Below are 19,137 nucleotides of genomic sequence, written 5' to 3'. Positions count from 1 at the left end.
CAATGTAGTATTAACTAAGAGGAATTATAATCATTAATGCTGTTCCTTTTTTTATTTCAGACTTAATTTTGTATGCTCCTTTAAGTTTTGATATCCTGGATTCTATATTTACTAACCCAATACCTTCATTTTTTTGAGTTGAATCAAAACCCATACCGTCATCTATAATCTCAACACATAAGTTATTAGAGTTTATAGATAAATTAATGGTAATGCTATTCGCCTTTGCATGCTTAATAGTATTTTGAATAGCCTCTTGAATAATTCTGTATAGATTGATTTTTATATAATCATTAATATCTTCCCAAAAAATGACGTTATTTTGGTTTATACTATATGCAAAAGCATTGAGTTTGCTTTGATTATGAATATATTCTTCCAAAATGGTAATAAAATTTTTATCGGCATCTAATAATGTGTTTTTTAATTCATGGGAAAGGTCTCTTATTTCTCTTTCAATAGATTGAATCTCATTAATATAGAAACTGTAATTTTTTTTGTTTGAATTACTCTCATCCATAGACAAAAACTCTAACCCTAATCGAGAACCTGAAAGCTTATTTAAAATACCATCATGTAACTCTTCAGAAATGCGATGGCGTTCCAAAAGGCGTCCTTCTTCAACTTTTGCTTGTTGTCTTAGCATAAGGCTATATATTTCATCATTTGCCTTTTGTTGTTCACTCTCAAAGCGCAACATTTTGTTTTTGGTAATTTGGATTCTTATAATAAAAATGAGTATGAAGATTAAAATGATGATAAGCCCAATAATAACTATTAAAATATTTTGTGTCCCTAAGCGTTTTGTTTCATCAATATAATTATCTGTTTCATATTGTATTCTGGCGAATTTGTTTCTGGAAGCCCGTTCAATATCAAGAAGGCTATCATTAAGTTTTATATGTTCGTATAGATACTGCTTTCCCATTTCTCCTTCCTCTATTTTAGAAAGTGTTAACAAAGCTCTTGAAACCTCGTAATATTCTTTAATGCTTTTACCAATTTTATAAGATCGTTTAGAAAGTATAAGAGCTGAATCCTTTTTATTAATAGCATGGTAAAACTCTGCCATATCATTACCACCAGCTGCTATTTCATATAAAGCATTTAAACTGTCACAAATTTTATAAGCTTTATTAAATAAAGAATTAATGTGTTTTGTGTTACTATTTTTGGATAAAAATAAATTATAAGCTTTATTATTTAGAATAGTCATATATGATAAAGGATCTTTTTTTAACAGGCTTTTGTCTTCAAGTAATTCTTTATATATAAATAAAGCCTTCTTATAATCTTTTTTTTCTTTATATACTTCTGCTAAATTGATTTTGATATCTAAATAGTTTTTGAATTTATTTACGTAAATACCGAGTTCATGTTCGTCAGATATTTTATCATTAAATAATAAAGTCTTCTGATAATACTCAATAGCTTTATCGTACAACTTTAAATGCTTTGCATTAGTAGCAATTTGATTGTACAAATAATATCTTTTATCAAGGTTTTCATCATTTATTGGAAGTGAATTTATTTTGTTTATTGCTTCAATTAAATTGGCATCACTATTAACATAATTGTGCTCATCAGATTGTAATTCAGCAATATTATTCAATATATCGATTTCAATACTTACACTTTTAAATTTTCTGCTAAGCTTGAGAGCTATATCGTAATAATAATAAGCACTATCGTTTTGTGTTCCTAGTAAATGATGATAGTAACCTAGTATTGAACAAGTATTTAATATTGATGAAGAATCATTTAATTTATATGCTAGCTTTAAGTTTTTATCTAACATTTTTTTTGAATGCTCCAGATTGTTCTTAAGCATATATAAATATGCGAGATTTGTATTTGATATGAGAATAGTGGAATCTATCTTAGTTTTATAAGACAGGTCACTTGCCAGTTTTGCATACTTGAATTTAATATCTAGATTTGATTTTTCATTTTTAGAGAACCTTCGTAACCTTTGGATGCTATCTAACATCACATCAAAACTATTGTTTTGAGAATTTGTGTTAAACCAAACAAGAAGACATGCTATAAAAAAACAATATTTATTCAATCTGAATGTGTTTATTAAATAGCATCCAAAGATAAGATTTTTTTTACAAAATATTATATGTGATTCCCAAACTAATATTTCTTCCCATATTAAATATACCTTAGTTGAAAAGGTTTTGCTAAGATTTGATATAATTACCACATTTGCCTTAATGTATTTACATATTATTTATGTTAGCACAATGGGAGTAATAATAAACGCCTCGATTTTATTAAAATCGAGGCGTTTATTATTACTTAACCTTTATTATTTACTTAACAGTAATAGGGAAGATAGCTTGTACATCTGTTTCTCCACCAGCATTAGCTATATCACCATCGCTAACACCGCTGGCACTTTTATTAGGCTCATGACGTAGTGTAATAGTAATCGTTCCCGAACCAGGAGTTGCAGAAGTCGTAAGTGTAAATTCTAACCCTAACGGGTTGCTATCACCATCAAAATCTACATAAGTAAATGTAGCTATACTATTTGTTGCCTGAAAGAAAAACTGATGTTCTTTATCCAACTCTTTAATTTCCTCAGTAACATCCTCAGCTGGAGATTCGGTTTCGTTTAATATCTCCATACTTCCATTATATGTAGTATTGGCAAGTAAATCTTCAGATACTGTAAACACAGGAGGATTAGGTCCGTCTTTACCATCTAAATCGAGGCTTTTAAAAGTTATAGTAGTTCCTCCTCCTTCAGGAACTAAGGTTGCTGTTAACGTTGTTATAACCTCTTCCTGAATAACAACTTCAGGGTTATCATCATCTGAACATCCAGTAAATATAATAGTTGATAATAAGATTAAAAATGTACTTTTTAAATTATTTTTTAATGTATTCATGGTTTATTTTTTTAATAATTAAACTTTACTTGTAACATAATATTTCTCCCTAAATCATCGGCAAAATATCTTAATCGGTTAAGATATTCTCTATAAGAAGTATTAAAAATGTTAGTAATATTTAAACCTATATTCAGGTTTGTTTGTTTTGATAAATTTAGAGTTATATCATTATGAAAATGCAATAAATGATAGGTTGGTGGCGGCGAACTAATATCCAATAAGACCTCACTATCTGTTGTGGGTATATAAACATCAAAGTTGTTATCTGGAAACTCATTTTGTCTTAAAACTAGTTCACTTTGTAATTCAGTATTAAGCTGTAACCATCTTTTATTTGAATAGCCTAGAATATTAACTGTTTTGAATGATGGTATATCAATCAAAGCTTGTTTTTTTGTTAAATCTCTTCCTTTAATAAAGGATGATTTATTATTAAGCAACCAGTGTTCGTTGAACTTATAATTAGCAGTAACATCTAAACCTAATAACGAGGCATTAGTTTGATTATAACTCCAAACAGGAAATGCCCCACGAATGGTTAACTCGGTTCCCGTTGGTTCTATAAAAATATAATCGCTAATTTGATTGTAAAATGCTTCAAGGTTTATTGATAATGCATTTCTGTTATATTTATATGTTCCAGAAATTCTGTTTGATGTTTCTTGCTTCATACGTAGGTCACCCAACTCAATCCTAGCGGCAGAATGATGTAAGCCATCACTAAATAACTCAGAAGGATTTGGCGCTCTATTGGATAATCCATAGTTAAACATAAATGAATCATTATCATTAATTTTATAAGCTATTCCAGCTGAAGCTGATATGTTATGATAATCGAATACAGGATTGGTAAGCAATTGGGACCCTAAATCATCAATAACAATATTACTAAAATCTGCATCATAATTTCGTTCTTCCCAACGACTTGTAATGTAGAATTTTTTAGCGTCTATACGACTAAAATCATAACGAAACCCCAAATTTAAATTGGTTTTGTCGCTTAATCTAAAATCTGAAATTGCAAATGCACCAGCATCATATTTATCGTAATCAGGAATCAAGCGCCTAACACCAGTCTCAGGATTTGCAAAATTGTTTTGATACCCTACATTCAGTCCAAATTTATAAGTTCTATCGCTTTTAGAATCAACTTTTAAATTTGTTCTAATGGTGTGTGTTTTTAAAGTCAAGTCAATTGCGGGTTTATCCCTATCATCCCCAACTCGAATATCATACTCAAAACGTTGATTATTTTGAAAATCATATTGTACCTGTAAACGTCCAAACTTTTTAAACCGTTTGTAAAAATCGGCTTTAATAATTTGATGTGTAACATCTTGTCGTGGTGCTTCGATATTATAACTAAAATCTTCAATCACTAATGGTTGTTGACTATTAATTGCATTTACCAAATCTTCAATGCTCCCAATATGCGATGATTTTAATATTGCTATGTCATTATTCAAATAACTGTAATAGATATTGAAACCTCGTTCAAAGGTTTTATAACCAGATTTAATTGAAAACCCCTTTGAGTTTAACCCAGTATTAGTAAGGTTATAATCTGGCGTTTCAAAATCACCAAAACGTTTCATAGTTGCCTGTGCACCTACATACCAACCTTTTTTGTAGGTTTTTGTTAATGAGGAATTTAAGCTAAAGCCTCTACCATTAGTATGACCACTAATAATTGTTTTTCCGTAAAGCGAATCTTTCAAACTAACATTAGAGGGTTGCAAAACAATAACACCTCCAATAGCATCTCCACCGTAAGCCAGAGCATCGGCTCCTTTAATTACATTAACACTTCCTACAGTGTTTAAATCAATATTTGGAGCGTGTTCAATACCCCACTCTTGATCTTGCAAACGAACACCATTTGTCATCACTATTATTCTACTGCTGTGCAAACCATTAATAACAGGTTTTACAATTGAATTGCCAGTATTTATAGAAGATACACCACTAACTTGTTTTAATGCATCGCCTAAGCTAAAAGCACTAAAACGTTCAATAGCATCCGTTTTTAACAGTGTTTCTTGTGATGTTTTAGTTAATTTAGTGATTGTTTTCCCCTCAACTTTAACTTCGTTGAGTTCTTCTATATGATGTTCTAAATTTATAACATAAAACGAATCTCCACTAATTTGAATTTCTAATCGTTTTGTTTCACAACCCAAATGCGATATTGAGACGATTAATTTTCCATCACAGAGGTTTGCAATAGAAAATTTTCCATCGATATCTGTAGTAGTGTATTTGTCTAGTGTTTCAATGTAAATGGTAGCTGCTATAATAGGCGAACCATCATGAAAATCATGAACTTCTCCATAAAATCTGGAGTCACAGTTTTGACTATGAACTATGTTGATGAAACAACAAGCCACAATCAATATATAATATTTCATTATTATAAATATATTTAGTTTAAAGAAATGTATACTTTAAACTAAAACAGGTGGACCTCGAAGAGAAAAAGATAATTGCCGATGATTATCAAGAAATTTGTATGTTAATATTGGAATTTTAAAATAGGATGAAACGTTTATGATATCATCATATTTAAATAAATGTAAATATTGGTTGCTCAGTTTAAATTTATAAAACTCACAATCTAAATCTATTTCGTGTAAGTGTGTCTTTGCTTCCCCTAAACAAACTTCATGTTCATGGTGTGAGAAAATATGAGCAAACTTAACAACAGTAGGTACTAGTAAAGTAACAACCAGCAAAAGGGTTATTATTCTAAAAACAATATGTTGTTTTATTCGATTCACTAATCTACAAAGCGCTTTAAACCTATTCTACGCAGCATTTTCTTTTCAAAGTTCCAAAAAAACGTGTATTGCCCAAAAACCCATCCAAAGAATACTAGCATAAATTGATACACAACGAATAATAAAAGAATTCGTATGGTCCAATATCCAAAACTTCCAAATGCTTCGGTTGTAATATTTAAATAGTTTAAAATAGGTTTACCTATATAGGAAGCAGTCGATCCAGTAATGGCAAATACCCATAGAATGACAATAATTTGCCAATTATGTTCAATGCCCCAGCGTTCTTTTAACTTTTTCACAAATGCAATTTGATTGCAAAAGTAAATAAAAAGACTTTAAATTCGAGGAATAAATCCTGCTAATCGTTGGTTATAGGTTAATTGGAAATAAATAAAATAGTTAAAGAGCTTATAATTAACTTCATAACCATAATCTATCCCAGGTTGGTAATTAATTTGAAGTTCATATAGATTGGGATCAAAACGCTGTGGTTGAAGTACTCTTTGATTCCATTCTAATACATAAATAAGATTTCTGTTTTCTAGATATTGTTGTGAATAAAAACCTTCTGGCCTAGCTGTGGTTAGTAACCAGGTATTAAAACCAGGTTCTATAATGATAATTTCGTATTCTAACTCTTCATTAGCAATGGTTACCGTATCGCTTACAATGGCCGCCAGTTCTTTTTCAGATTTGTTTTTTTCGGATGTTATTGGTTTTGCTGTATTACAATTAAAAATGAATAGGGATACAGATGAGAATAATAATATGTAAATAACTTTTTTCATAGCCTTTAATGGATTTCTATTTGTTGTTCAAAAGTGCTATATAATTTTATATTATAAAAACTAGAATGAGTTAACTGATCGTCTCATTGAGGAACTAGTTTCTTTTAAGCGCTCTTTGTTTCAAATAAATTTACAAAAACCATACCTTAAAATGTTGTTTTTGAGTTGTTTTAACAAAAAAAAACGCCAAACAGTAATATTTGGCGTTTTATGCTTTATTATGACTCTATGATTTACTTTCCTCCAAAAAGCCCACCTAGCAACCCGCCTAGGCCACCTTTCTTTTTATTGCCACCTAATACCATGCCTGCTACATCGTCAACAACGCTTCCGTCTCCATCAGCATCAAGAATAGATTCAATAAAACTTTGTTCTTGTTTAGGAGAATTACCTCCAAGTAATCCGCCTAATAAACCTTCAATACCACTTGAGTTACTTACATTTTGTTGTCTACTTTGTTTTCCTAAAACACCCATTAGTATAGGCGCAGCTACTTTTAATATTTGAGCAATGGATCCGGCATCCATACCAGATTTTTGGCTTAATGCATTTTCAACATGTTGCTGTTTACCTCCCAATACGTGTCCTAATATTTTTCCTCCATCATTTAATACATTATCATCTACGCCACCACTAAATAAACCACCAAGGTTGTCTAAAATACTTCCGTCGTGTTTACCATTTAAAGCACTAAGCAAACCTTCTGCTCCTTGTGGGGTCGCTGAATTACGTTTCATAGCTTGCATTAAAACAGGCAAAGCCATGGTTAAAACGCTTCCGGTTTTACTTTCGTCTTGTCCAGTTTGACCAGCTACACCACTGATAATTGTTTTTCCAAGATCGCTGTTTAATAAGTCTAAAATTCCTGCCATAATATTTTATTGTTTTATTTAATTGAAAAAGTTGATTAGTGAAATTGATTGGTTAATGTACAAAAAAAGTCCTAACATATAAGTTAGGACTCCATTTTATCTTTTAGGTCACATAGCGACCCAAATTATTTTAGTATACTAATAATTTGTTCTGCTAATTCAGTACCAATTCTATCTTGGGCTTCATTAGTTGCTGCACCAGTATGAGGTGTTAACGATAAAGCAGGATTCATTAATAGTTGCATTTCTGGTTTAGGTTCTTTTTCGAAAACATCTAAAGCCGCTCTTGCAATTTTTCCGCTAGTGATAGCTTCAACTAGGGCAACCTCATCAACAACTCCACCACGAGCTGCATTAACAAGAATAGCACCATCTTTCATGATTTCTAATTCAGGTTTACCAATAACATAATCGTCTTGTGCTGGAACGTGTAACGTTAAGAAATCGGCTTGTTTTAAAACGTCTTCTTTAGAAATCGTTTTAATGTTAAAATTTAGTTTCTGACCATCAAAAAAGTCTAATTCTAAATTAGCTTCATCCATAAAAGGATCAAAAGCAACCACTTTCATACCTGCTCCAATAGCCACCTTTGCAGTTGCTTGACCAATACGACCAAACCCTAAAACCCCTAAAGTTTTTCCTTTTAGCTCAGTACCCTTTGCATAAGCTTTTTTCAAGCCTTTAAAGTTGGAATCACCTTCTAATGGCATGTCTCTATTTGAATTATGTAAAAAACGAGCCAGCCCAAATAGGTGTCCAAATACTAGTTCTGCAACCGAGTGAGAAGATGCTGCTGGAGTATTGATAACACTACGGCCTTGTTCTCTGGCATATTCAACGTCAATATTATCCATACCAACACCACCACGGCCAATGATTTTTAAGTTTGGACAGGCATCAATTAAGTCTTTACGTACTGTTGTAGCACTACGTACTAATAAAACTGTAATGTCCTTTTCGTTGATATAATTAATTAATTGTTCTTGTGCCACGGTTGTCGTTATGACTTCAAAACCACCTTTTTCCAGTGCATCAATACCACTTTGTGAAATACCGTCGTTTGCTAATACTTTCATTTAATATAACTTTTTTCATTTCCGTGAAGACGGAAATCTTTTAATAATTAAGTTTCAATTTATAAGATTCCCACCTTCGTGGGAATGACAAACTATAATTTATGCTTTACTTTCTAATTCACTCATGACTTCAACCAATGCTTTTACACTATCTAAAGGCAATGCATTGTACATAGATGCTCTATAACCACCAACACTTCTATGACCGTTTAAACCATTAATACCAGCTTCTTTAAGCATGGTTTCGAAAGTTTCCTTTAGGTTTTCGTTTTCTAAGGTAAAGGTTGCATTCATGTCAGAGCGATCTTCTTTTGCAGCAAACCCTTTAAATAATGGATTTAAATCAATTTCAGAATACATTAACCGTGCTTTCTTTTCGTTTTCTTTTTCAATGGCAGCAATACCACCAAGGTTTTTTAACCATTCTAAAGTTAACATGGAAGTGTACACTGCAAATACAGGAGGTGTATTAAACATACTGCCTTTACTTAGGTGTACTTTATAATCCATCATTGATGGAATTTTACGAGATACTTTACCAAGAATATCTTCTTTAATTACCACAAGGGTTGTTCCAGCTGGCCCCATATTTTTTTGTGCACCTGCATAGATTAAATCGAATTTAGAAAAATCCAATGTACGGGAAAAAATATCACTACTCATATCACAAACTAATGGAATGTCACATTTTGGAAATGTTTTCATTTGTGTTCCGAAAATAGTATTGTTGGAAGTACAGTGAAAATAATCGTAATCTGTAGGGATTTCGTAACCTTTAGGGATGTAATTGTAATTAGCATCTTTTGAAGAACCTAATTCATATATATCATCATAAATTTTAGCTTCTTTAATGGCTTTAGCTGCCCAAGTACCAGCATTTAAATATCCGGCTCTCTTTTCTAAAAGATTTAGAGCAACCATTAAAAATTGTGTACTGGCACCACCTTGTAAAAATAGAGCTTTGTAACCTTTGCCTTCTAATCCAAGTAATTCTAAAGCTAATGCTCTAGCTTTTTCCATAATATCTACAAAAGCTTTACTTCTGTGTGAGATTTCAATTAAAGATAAACCGCTGTTATCCAAATCAACGACTGCCTCTGAAGCTTTAAGTAATACTTCTTGAGGTAAAATACATGGGCCTGCACTAAAGTTATGTTTCTTCATTTTTCTATCCCTAACCCTTTCTATGTGAAAGGGAATTTTATGGGCGAATTTTTAGTTAATATTTATTTTTAACTCCAACCTTCCTTCCCAATGGGAAAGATTGAGGGTGGGATGAAATTTAAGATGCAAAGTTGCTAATTAATTGGATATTTATCGCTAAAAATTCAATAATTTTTTGATTAAATTGCTAATAAAAATTCAATAGAATCAACACTATCCGCATAATCCCAAAGTTGAGGTTTTTGAGTGGCTCCAAAAGCGATTTCATTTTCTGTAAATCCATTAGAGACAATACATTGAATTTGCTGTGTTTCTATGTTTAATTTTTCTTTCAATTGCTTGGGCGAATCATAGTATTCATAGAAAACTGTTGCGATGGGTGAAGCATAGCTTTCATCTTCTTTTATCATTAAAAAACCATTTTCTAACATATCAAACTCACTCATTAAATATACAGCCTTATTATAATCATAATTGTTAGCATATTTTGCTTTATCAATAATAGGGTGCCAGTGGTACATGGCTTCAAAAAAGGCATCAAAATTATAATTTTTGGGAACAAATAATTTAGATACATTTCTACAGCCTAAACCATAATATCTAAAAATATCTTCAGAAAGCGCCACCAGTTCTTCTTTAGACTCTTGTCCGGTTAAAACGGCTACCGAGTTTCTGTTGTTTCGTATAATAGATGGTTTGTTTTTAAAATAATGCTCAAAATAACGCGCTGTATTATTACTACCAGTGGCTATTACGGCATCAAAACCTTCAATTTTATCTTCGGTAAAGGTCATAATACCTTTAAATTCTGGTTGAACAAATTCTAAATACTTTGCCAAATAAGGGAGTATATGTTTATCGTTTGATGATTGTTTTATTAAAACATGATGACCAGAGATCAGTACTGATAAAAAATCATGAAACCCAACTAATGGAATATTTCCAGCCATAATAATGGCAACTTGTTTAGGTTTAGTGATATTAATCTGATAAGATTCTAACCATTTATTGAGATTTTTTGTTGTTAAAGCTTCTGCCCAATTTTTAATTGAAAACCGAATATTCTCTTGTGTAAACCACCCATTATTTTCTTCAGCCAATTTTAGTTGATGTTTAAAACCTTCGAAGAATGTATCATTGTGTTCAACATTATCGTTTTTTCCAATAACTTCATTAGAAAATTGACTTAAAAAATCTCCTAATTTTACAAAAGCGTTAATTCTTTGTTGTAAATTCATTCTGTATTTGGTTATGAATGGTTTTGGCGTTATTTTTGCGTCTGCAAATTTAAGCAAACTCAAGAGAAAAAAGGCTATGGCTATTATAATAACAGATGAATGTATAAATTGTGGTGCTTGCGAACCTGAGTGCCCAAACACAGCAATATATGAAGGCGCCGATGATTGGCGCTATAAAGATGGTACCAGTTTAGAAGGTACGGTTGTATTAACTAACGGAAACGAAGTAGATGCAGACGAGGCTCAAGAGCCAGTAAGTGATGAGATTTACTATATTGTTCCAGATAAATGTACAGAGTGTAAAGGATTCCATGATGAACCACAATGTGCTGCAGTTTGTCCTGTAGACTGTTGTGTACCTGATGAAGATGTGGTTGAAACAGAAGAAGAGTTGTTAGCTAAACAACGCTTTATGCACCCTGATGGATAGTTTATAATCTATTTAAATTATAAAATGAATCCTGAGCTTTGGCTTGGGATTTTTTTGTTGTAGTCGTATAAAGAATTATTTTAGCTTTAAACTAAATTAATATTATCTTGAAAGCAGCAGCATTTATTCTAGATCATGATTTAGCTCCCTTTGTAAACTGTATTTATACAGATGAAAATTTTGATGTTAACGGACATACTAATATTCCTTTGTATGCCGATGGCTATCCAGGAATTATGTTTCAGCAAACAGAAAATGACTTCTTCCTTCTTCCAAAAAACAAAAAATTATCAGAGCTTTTTCTTTTTGGTCAAACGCTGGCACCAGTTTCTTTGGATGTAATGGGACCTTATAAATTTGTAGTCATTCAATTATATCCTTTTGCTTCTAAATATTTATTGGGTATAGACCCTAAAGTTTTAAATGATGATTGTTATGATCTATTACAAATTGATTATTTAAATGTTGAGAGTTACAGACAGTCACTAGTACAAGCTAACAATTTGGATGAACAAGTGAGTATCATTTCAGATTTAATGCGGGAATTGATTAGAACACATAAAGTTTCTGAAAACGACAATATTGAAAAAGCTATTTCTATAATAATCCAGAATAAAGGCCAAATAAGAATAAAGGATTTATTAGATGAAATTTATATGACCGAACGCACGTTTGAACGTAACTTTATGGCTTATATAGGTTTAACACCTAAACAGTTTTCTAGGATAATTCAGTTTCAAAGTTCCATAAATAAGTTAACACAATCTACTTACAATTCTTTATTAGATATTGGTTATGATAGTGGTTTTTCCGATCAATCTCATTTTATAAGAACTTTCAAAAGTTACACAGGGCTAACACCTTCTTATTATCTTAATCATTTATCTAATCGATGATTTTGTCGGTTTTATTCAATTTTTAGATTTGCTTATCAAATACTTTTGCCTCATAATCTTAAATAGAAAATTATGAAAGTAGTAATATTTGGTTCTACAGGAACTATAGGAAAACATCTTATTGAACAATCTTTAGAAAAAGGACATCAGGTATTGGCCTTTTGTAGGGATGCAGAAAAGTTAAACATATTCTCTAATCCAAATCTAAAAATTAAGGAAGGGGACGTGTTCAATGTAAACGATGTTGAGTCGGCAGTAAAAGGTCAGGACATTGTTATTATAGCACTAGGTTCTGGAAAAGACAGAAAAAGTGTTGTTAGATCTCAAGGTACCAAGAATATAATTGCAGCTATGGAAGATAATGGTGTCAATCGATTAATTTGCCAAAGTACATTAGGCACTTATGAAAGTAATAACAACCTTAATTTCTTTTGGAAATATATTATGTTTGGATGGTATTTAAAACAAATTTTTTTAGATCACGAATTGCAGGAACGTTATGTGAAGAATAGTGATCTGAATTGGACTATCGTAAGACCTGGTGCTTTTACCAATGGAGAAAAAACAGAACTTTACCGACATGGGTTTGGATCTAAAGCAAAATCATTAAAACTTAAAATTTCTAGAGCAGATGTTGCCGATTTTGTCTTAAAACAAATAGGAAACTCACGTTATTTACATAAATCTCCGGGATTATCTTACTAAAAATAAATAGAGTATAGCAAAAATCCTAAGTTTTACACCTAGGATTTTTGTTAAAAAACACATATTAACGCAACTATTGATTAAAAATAGCGTCTATATATTTAGTATTTGTAGTTTAAGAAGCTTAGATAACTACTTATATTAATTTGAACCATTAACGTTTAATTTTATTCACTTTTTGCACACATGACTTTTCTGGAATTTTTTAATGCTACTGTAAACACCGCTATACCATCATACGAAGATTTCCATTTTCCTATTAAAAAAGGGGTTTTTAAAAAAGGGGAGCTTTTTACCGAATACGGACAGGTGGAGGACTCCTTATATTTTATGAACAAGGGCATTGCAGAGATTACCATAAAAAGCTATATGTCTGAAAAAATAATAGACTTCTTTTTTGAAAAAGAGTTTTTTTGTTGTTTTACTTCTTTTCTGAATCAAAAACCCGGAGATGTTCGGGTTGTGGCATTAGTGGATTGTGATGTTGAAGTCATTAAACGTAAAGATTTGATGCAAGCTTATAATGATTCGTTTGATGTAAATAAGTTTGGAAGAATTATGACTGAACATGGTTATATAAGAAAATCTAATAGAGAAAAAGCGCTTTTAACAAAAACAGCCGAAGAGATTTATGTTGAGATGTTTAAAAACAAACCAGATTATATCTCTAATATTCCAGTTAATAAAATAGCTAAATATTTAGGGATTCACCCAGAAAGCTTAAGCAGAATTAGAAAGAAATTACATTCCTAATATGTTTTATTTGGTCTTTTTAATTTCGATAGCATCACAGGTACCTACAAAAGGAACTCCTGTAGTATAAAAAGCATACGTGATCAGCCCAACATAAACATTATTGCCATACGTTGGTGCCGTTCCGGGCAGGTTTCCAGTTCCATTATAAAGGGTCCAATTATCAGACGAGCTATCACCAGTCAAGTTAGGAAGTTGCCAATATACTGTGAGCGTATTGTTTTCACTTCCAACAATGTGTATGTCTGCTCTCCCATTGGGAACTGTGTTAGCACCAATATCATTTACCGAGGAGTCTCCATTTAGCGTGTTTTTGCCTTCAATGGTAAACGCAGTAGACCCTCTATGTCCAACCACTACATGAGACGAATTTATGGAGTTGAAATCTTCTACATGAACCTGAACACCCGCAAAATTATATGGATTGTTTGCCGATGTCGGGGCTATTTGCGAATCGTCTATAGTGCCAATACCAATATTTCTTGCGATAAACTCAAAAGGAAAAGCCACTAATTTAGCATCCAACCGACCTTGATCTTGATTAAAATGTAACGTTTTGTTATTAGTATTGTCTGTAAGAACAGCACGATATCTTCCATCTAATCTTGAAACATCAGGTAATGACGAAGCATTATTAGTTACAAAATCAATTAAGGCTCCAGTGCCATCAAAATCATCTACAATACCAGTTGTCGTGTTGTCTTGGTCGTCTTCCTGATTGTCTTCATTTTGAGAAGGTGTGCCATTTTGTGGTGGTATATCATCCTCTTTTTCAGAACATGAAAAAGCAATGAATAATACAAATAATAGCGTATAGTATTTCATAATAAAGTAGGTTATAATTTGGGTTTTCTAATAAAAATTAGAAAGAATAAGCTAGGCTAATATAGAAAATATTTTATATAATCTCTTTTTTTAAGCCTTGATAATATTATGAAAATCAAATTCCTAACATAGATCAAGGGGGATTTTTGGTTAGTTTTTTTTGGAGTCCATAATTTTATAAAAAACTTAAAGCTATGAATTTAGATACTATCATTTCACCATTACCAACTCCTTTAGAGATTTTACTAGACCCTATTTCATTAACGGTTTATACTATTTTAGGAAGTTTGTTTATTTGGGAATCATTATTCCCCGCGAGGCAATTACCCAAAATAAAATTTTGGAAGCTTCGCGGATTACTATTCTTTACTGTGTTTTTATTACTAACAACATATATTCCATTATTATGGGATGATTTTTTTGTCAAATTTCAATTGGTCGATTTAAGCTATTTAAGCTTGACGACGCAAATTATACTAGGTATATTTTTATTTGAGCTTGTACAGTATGGTTGGCATATTAGTATGCACAAATCTAACTTTTTATTTAGGGTATCCCACCAAGTTCATCACAGCTCAGAACGTTTAGATGTTCCCAGTACATTTGTTTTTAGTATTAATGATATGATTGGTATATCGTTAATAGGGTCTATTAGCTTTGCTGTTATCATGGGATTATCTCCAGAAGCTATTACCGCGGTAATTCTATCCACTACTTTTTTTGGAGTTTTTCAACATGCAAATATTAACACACCAAGATGGATTGGGTATATCATTCAACGTCCTGAAAGTCATACATTACATCATGCTAAAGGGATTCATAAATATAACTATACCGATTTAGCTATTATAGATATGTTGTTTGGGACTTTTAAAAATCCAAAAACACATGAACATGAAACAGGGTATTATTTAGGGGCTTCTCGTAGACTATTGGATATGCTTATGTTTAGAGATGTCACTAATCAAAAAGAATAGAGTCAGATTATTTCACAATAAAAAAAGATGAATGAAAACAATTATAAATATTTTTTCAAAAAAATGGGCTATTGTAATAATGATAGGTTTATTACTATGCTCTTGTTCAAAAGATAACAACCCAGATCCCTCTAATCCAGAGTCTCCAGAAGAAGAGATTTTTTACTTACCAGTAGTGGTTCATATTATACATGATGGTAAACCCGTTGGAGAAGGTGCAAACCTTTCTACTGCACGAATTGAAAGACAAATTGAAATACTAAATGAAGACTTTCGTAGAAAAAAAGGAACAAGAGGATATAATGATCACCCCGACGGAGGAGATACTAAAATAGAATTTGTATTAGCAAAACAAAACCCGGAAGGAAACTCTTTTAACGGTATTAATAGAATAGATTCAACCAAGGTGCTTGTACCCAGTTTGGGGTACAATGTGAATCACTATGCACAATACGCCTATTGGGATCCTAAAAAATATATCAATGTTTGGACAACACCATTACCAGAAGATTCAGAATGTTTTGTATTTGGTTCTGCCACTGGGCCAGAAACAGATTTACCCGGAACGGAGTTCTTTTCATTACCGCAACCTGGTGATGCCGAAGGTATTTTAATTAATTGGCCACATTTTGGAGAATCGGATAGTTCATGTTATGCACGATTTGGTAGAACCTTAACCCATGAAATGGGGCATTATTTAGGAGTATTGCATATTTGGGGAGAAGGAGATTGTAAGAATAATGACTATTGTGATGATACTCCAGCGGTTGATAAACCCGTATATAATACTGCTTTTATAGGATGTGAAGGAGAACCTGCCATGATTAACAATTATATGACCTGGTCTTATGATGAGACCATGAACATGTTTACTAACGATCAGATAGCTCGGATGCATTATGTGTTAGAACATCACGAAGGGCGCCATGCTTTATTATCCAGCCATGCGCTTAAACCTTAGCAGATAAGCATGAAAAACAAATTTCAAAATAATGCCATTCGTGGACCAATAAATGCGTTCTTTTTTAAAATGATTTCCGGGTATATGGATATACTTTTTGGGAATTCAAAACGAAAGCTTTTTAAAAATCATCCGGAGACTGTTGTCGAAATTGGAGCAGGAACAGGAGCGAATATGCGTTATTTAAAAGTTGGAACTAAGCTAATAGCTATAGAGCCCAATATTCATATGCATGCTAATTTAAAAAAGAGTGCAGTTAAATATGGTATCCATTTAGAAATAAAAGAAACCATAGGTGAATCTATCGATTTGCCTGATAATTCATGTGATTTTGTGGTGTCTACCTTAGTACTTTGTACCGTAGATGATCCAGTAACATGTATGAATCAAATTAAGCGCATCTTAAAACCATCTGGTGTTTTTATATTTATTGAACATGTAAGGGCAAGAGATAATTCTATGTTAGCGTTTATCCAAAATTTGATTCATAAACCGTGGCATTGGTTTTTTGAAGGATGCCACACCAATAGAGATACTAAACAATTATTAGAATCTGTTGGTTTTAATAAATTGGAATTAGAAACTTATAATTTATACTCCCCATTTTTTCCTATTATTCCCCAAATTCGTGGACGTGCTGTTAAATGATGATGAATTGTTGGTTTATGTATTGATTATTAAGTGGTAAGGTTGAGTGTCTTGCTTTTACTGTTAACATAAATTGCATAAACAAGTTTGTTTTGTATTTATTTTCTTTCTTTAATTAAAAAAGTGTAGATTTACTTGTCATTAGATATAAAACATATTTAAACGATTGTATATCTAATGGTTATAGACAAAACCAAAACCTAAAAAGCAAAGTATACATATGCACTCTGGCAAAAGACAAGTGAATAAAAAACCACTGAGTTCAAATGGTCAATCAGAGACAAGGTGCAGTGATGAATCTACTATGCAATTTGCGGATAACCGAACAGAAGGGGTTGGACAGATAAAACTTCAAGAGTTAGCAAATAATAGCCCACAAGCAACGCAGCTTAAAGCTTTTCAAGAGTTAGCAAACAATACCCATAAGGCCAAACAATTAATTCAATTACAGGAGAATACAGATAATAATTCTTCTGAACACGCAAAGCCTATTCAAAAGAAAGACAATAAAACAGGCTTGCCCAATAATTTAAAAACAGGCATGGAAAACTTATCTGGGATGTCTTTAGATGATGTAAAGGTACATCGTAATTCAGATAAACCGGCACAACTTCAAGCACATGCTTATGCTCAGGGAACAGATATTCATTTAGGGCCTGGGCAAGAAAAACATCTGCCACATGAAGCTTGGCACGTGGTACAGCAAAAGCAAGGTCGAGTGAGGCCTACTATTCAGATGAAGGGCAAAATAAGTATTAATAATGATACATCTTTAGAAAGAGAGGCGGATATAATGGGAGCGAAGGCAATGAACACTATAGCTATCACTCCGATACACTTAGAAGCAGAAGCGTTAGTTTCAGAAACAAGTACCCCGTTTCAGCATAGTAATCAAGAAGGTGTTATTCAAGGTCAGTTTGTTTTGGTAGACCCAGAGAACAGTCATATTTATGCATGGGAAGATCAAGTAGACCTTGACGCTCCGTCTACTGGAGCATATGTCTATTGTGGTGTTTGGGTTGGGGGTGGAGACAAGGCGCTTTTCACCGACCAATCTAACGTAGAAGATGGAGTTGATCCTGATGAATGGGTATTCTATGACTCACAAAGAAGGGAATATGACTATAGGGATTTTAGAAGTCGCGATTTTTTTTCTTGGGAAAGAGAATTAAGAGTATTAGTTGATGGTGCACATAGTCGTAGTCGTAAGTATGAACCTGAAGGAGATATAGGTAACTTGGATTTTAGGTATGTTCGTTCAGGAGGACATTTTTACAGTACTACCGAATCGCTTTGTGACAAGGTTGAATTAAACTATGATGGTGTTGACGTGCGTCATGTGAGTGAGGTCAAACTCATATTTTGGCAATCCATTTACCTTGGATTAAGTGCTTTGGGTAAGTTTCCTTATGAAGATGAAAGAATAGGTCGGAATTATCTATACGTACCTGGAGAATACTGGGAGCCTAAATCCAATACATCTCATAATACTGAAGTAGGAGGTGTTTTAGGGCCTGCTAATAAGCCCCCTCAACATGCAGAATATAATAAAAAGGCAAGGAGAGCAGCCAGAGGTAATCAGAAAACCACAATGGCGGGATGGAATGCACTTGGTTATGCCATTAATCAGAATGTTGAAAATACAGAACATCCATCCACAGATTGGGAGTGGCTCCATATTCGGGGTAGTAGGATTGGAGGGCCTGATAGAAGAACTAACTTTGTGGCAGGAACTCATGCAGCGAATTCCGAGATGATTCCATGGGAAAGAAAAATATTGGAATTATCTAAACGGAGTGACGACCATCATCCTTTGATAGTAGATTGGTCGGCAACCACTAAAGGCGATTCCCATATAGGAGACAAAATAGCCATTACAGCAAGAATTCCGTACGGATTTGGTGATGGCGAACCCGATCCGCCAGTAATAGAAACAAAAGTCTTTGATGCTACTCTTGCTGCTAAATTTACGAGACTAGATCGAGATTTATCCAATGCTATCGCCTTTGCTCGATCTCCAGCTGTGTTTAGGAAAGAACACGAAGATTAGCTTCATCGTATGTGATCTTTTTTACTATTTTCAAATTCTTGGATGTATTGTTTTAAATAAAAACACAGATA

18 protein-coding genes are annotated in these 19,137 nt (G+C 32.6%); 8 read left to right on the top strand and 10 right to left on the bottom strand.

The features are described from left to right. Positions 1-10 precede the first annotated feature (10 nt). The 9 genes from Q4Q34_RS19390 to Q4Q34_RS19350 form a co-directional block, all read right to left on the bottom strand. Positions 11-2,068: an ATP-binding protein gene (locus Q4Q34_RS19390; RefSeq protein ID WP_303319007.1), complete on the bottom strand. Its 2,058-nt coding sequence runs from the start codon at positions 2,066-2,068 to the stop codon at positions 11-13. Between the two features lie 250 nt (positions 2,069-2,318). Further along, positions 2,319-2,900 carry a type 1 periplasmic binding fold superfamily protein gene (locus tag Q4Q34_RS19385; protein WP_303319008.1) on the bottom strand — a complete coding sequence of 194 codons (582 nt, stop codon included), beginning with the start codon at positions 2,898-2,900 and terminating at the stop codon, positions 2,319-2,321. 11 nt (positions 2,901-2,911) lie between these two features. Continuing rightward, positions 2,912-5,311 (bottom strand): TonB-dependent receptor, encoded by a 2,400-nt coding sequence (locus Q4Q34_RS19380; protein WP_303319009.1) that lies wholly within the window; start codon positions 5,309-5,311, stop codon positions 2,912-2,914. Between the two features lie 368 nt (positions 5,312-5,679). Continuing rightward, complete coding sequence (locus Q4Q34_RS19375; protein ID WP_303319010.1) at positions 5,680-5,982, bottom strand: DUF6787 family protein; 303 nt, start codon at positions 5,980-5,982, stop codon at positions 5,680-5,682. A 36-nt stretch (positions 5,983-6,018) separates the two neighbouring features. Continuing rightward, positions 6,019-6,471: a DUF6146 family protein gene (locus Q4Q34_RS19370; protein WP_303319011.1), complete on the bottom strand. Its 453-nt coding sequence runs from the start codon at positions 6,469-6,471 to the stop codon at positions 6,019-6,021. Positions 6,472-6,704: 233 nt separating this feature from the next. After that, positions 6,705-7,343, bottom strand: coding sequence for a DUF937 domain-containing protein (locus tag Q4Q34_RS19365; protein WP_303319012.1), 639 nt, complete (start codon positions 7,341-7,343; stop codon positions 6,705-6,707). A 125-nt stretch (positions 7,344-7,468) separates the two neighbouring features. Further along, positions 7,469-8,419, bottom strand: a complete 951-nt coding sequence (locus Q4Q34_RS19360) for a D-2-hydroxyacid dehydrogenase (RefSeq protein ID WP_303319013.1) — start codon at positions 8,417-8,419, stop codon at positions 7,469-7,471. Between the two features lie 99 nt (positions 8,420-8,518). Then, positions 8,519-9,583, bottom strand: a complete 1,065-nt coding sequence (gene serC, locus Q4Q34_RS19355; protein WP_303319014.1) for a 3-phosphoserine/phosphohydroxythreonine transaminase — start codon at positions 9,581-9,583, stop codon at positions 8,519-8,521. A 179-nt stretch (positions 9,584-9,762) separates the two neighbouring features. Next, positions 9,763-10,821, bottom strand: a complete 1,059-nt coding sequence (locus Q4Q34_RS19350; protein ID WP_303319015.1) for an acyl-CoA reductase — start codon at positions 10,819-10,821, stop codon at positions 9,763-9,765. 76 nt (positions 10,822-10,897) lie between these two features. Here Q4Q34_RS19350 and Q4Q34_RS19345 point away from each other — a divergent pair, with 76 nt between their 5' ends. The 4 genes from Q4Q34_RS19345 to Q4Q34_RS19330 all read left to right on the top strand — a co-directional run bounded on the left by Q4Q34_RS19345 (position 10,898) and on the right by Q4Q34_RS19330 (position 13,605). After that, positions 10,898-11,251 (top strand): 4Fe-4S dicluster domain-containing protein, encoded by a 354-nt coding sequence (locus Q4Q34_RS19345; RefSeq protein ID WP_303319016.1) that lies wholly within the window; start codon positions 10,898-10,900, stop codon positions 11,249-11,251. Between the two features lie 107 nt (positions 11,252-11,358). Then, the gene (locus Q4Q34_RS19340; protein ID WP_303319017.1) at positions 11,359-12,147 is read left to right on the top strand and encodes a helix-turn-helix domain-containing protein; all 789 of its coding nucleotides are present in this window, start codon (positions 11,359-11,361) and stop codon (positions 12,145-12,147) included. Between the two features lie 72 nt (positions 12,148-12,219). After that, on the top strand, positions 12,220-12,852 hold the full coding sequence (locus tag Q4Q34_RS19335) for an NAD(P)-dependent oxidoreductase (RefSeq protein ID WP_303319018.1): 633 nt from the start codon (positions 12,220-12,222) through the stop codon (positions 12,850-12,852). Positions 12,853-13,038: 186 nt separating this feature from the next. Continuing rightward, the gene (locus Q4Q34_RS19330) at positions 13,039-13,605 is read left to right on the top strand and encodes a Crp/Fnr family transcriptional regulator (protein ID WP_303319019.1); all 567 of its coding nucleotides are present in this window, start codon (positions 13,039-13,041) and stop codon (positions 13,603-13,605) included. Positions 13,606-13,611: 6 nt separating this feature from the next. Here the strand turns inward: Q4Q34_RS19330 and Q4Q34_RS19325 are convergent, their stop codons facing one another. Beyond that, positions 13,612-14,430 (bottom strand): hypothetical protein, encoded by an 819-nt coding sequence (locus Q4Q34_RS19325; protein WP_303319020.1) that lies wholly within the window; start codon positions 14,428-14,430, stop codon positions 13,612-13,614. Between the two features lie 194 nt (positions 14,431-14,624). Between Q4Q34_RS19325 and Q4Q34_RS19320 the strand changes: the two genes are divergently transcribed. The 4 genes from Q4Q34_RS19320 (at position 14,625) to Q4Q34_RS19305 (ending at position 19,066) form a co-directional block, all read left to right on the top strand. Beyond that, positions 14,625-15,407, top strand: coding sequence for a sterol desaturase family protein (locus Q4Q34_RS19320; protein WP_303319021.1), 783 nt, complete (start codon positions 14,625-14,627; stop codon positions 15,405-15,407). Between the two features lie 31 nt (positions 15,408-15,438). Further along, complete coding sequence (locus Q4Q34_RS19315) at positions 15,439-16,368, top strand: M43 family zinc metalloprotease (protein WP_303319022.1); 930 nt, start codon at positions 15,439-15,441, stop codon at positions 16,366-16,368. 9 nt (positions 16,369-16,377) lie between these two features. Further along, positions 16,378-17,016: a class I SAM-dependent methyltransferase gene (locus tag Q4Q34_RS19310; RefSeq protein ID WP_303319023.1), complete on the top strand. Its 639-nt coding sequence runs from the start codon at positions 16,378-16,380 to the stop codon at positions 17,014-17,016. Between the two features lie 241 nt (positions 17,017-17,257). Further along, the gene (locus Q4Q34_RS19305; RefSeq protein WP_303319024.1) at positions 17,258-19,066 is read left to right on the top strand and encodes an eCIS core domain-containing protein; all 1,809 of its coding nucleotides are present in this window, start codon (positions 17,258-17,260) and stop codon (positions 19,064-19,066) included. Positions 19,067-19,137: the final 71 nt, after the last annotated feature.

The organism is Flavivirga abyssicola (genome assembly GCF_030540775.2).
In the GTDB taxonomy this organism is placed as follows: Bacteria; Bacteroidota; Bacteroidia; order Flavobacteriales; family Flavobacteriaceae; genus Flavivirga; species Flavivirga abyssicola.
The sequence above is the reverse complement of the archived record's forward strand: the minus strand, read 5'-3'. Positions and strand labels throughout refer to the sequence as shown.